The organism is Campylobacter sp. US25a (assembly GCF_004379075.1).
GTDB classification, from domain to species: Bacteria; Campylobacterota; Campylobacteria; order Campylobacterales; family Campylobacteraceae; genus Campylobacter_D; species Campylobacter_D jejuni.
Window position 1 is genome coordinate 1 of the sequence record NZ_RYYM01000083.1, and the last position, 571, is coordinate 571.

1 protein-coding gene is annotated in these 571 nt (G+C 28.0%); it reads left to right on the forward strand.

The features are described 5' to 3' along the window. Positions 1-571 (forward strand): hypothetical protein (locus ELQ12_RS09840; protein WP_134264759.1); only part of this gene is annotated, 571 nt, incomplete at both ends.

The window sequence follows — 571 nt, forward strand, 5'->3', positions numbered from 1 at the left end:
ATAACACGAACAATAAAAAATCTGTGCTTAAAAACGATGATGATTATTTTAATTCCGTGATAAAAAAATTTAATTTCTCTGAAAAAACCAAAGAGGAACAAGGATATAATGGATCTCCTGATGTAAAAGAAGTAGAAAACTCTTTATATAAAAGATATATGGAAGATAAACTAAGCAAGGATGAAATAAAAATACTTAATAAATTTGGCACAGACTATCTTACAGAAGGCGTAGATTTATCCGCACTTCATAGACGAAAAGTTGATCTTTTAAAAACTCTTACAAGTATGAATGAATTTGAGAAAATATGGGGTGCTGAAAGGGCGCAAAGGGAAAAACAATTTTTTAATGAACTTGGTAAGCCACTTACTCAAGAAGATATAGATAGGTTCTTAACTAATAAAAACAATCAAAAAGAAGACAAAGAAACTTTCAAACCTATACAAGCAGAAAGTAAAAACAAAGAAACTTATAAAGATGATAATACAAGAAATGATCTTGTAAAAAAACTATTAGAAGGTAAATTTAACACAAGTAAAGAATTGGAACTTCTTTTTGGTGTGAAATTTAG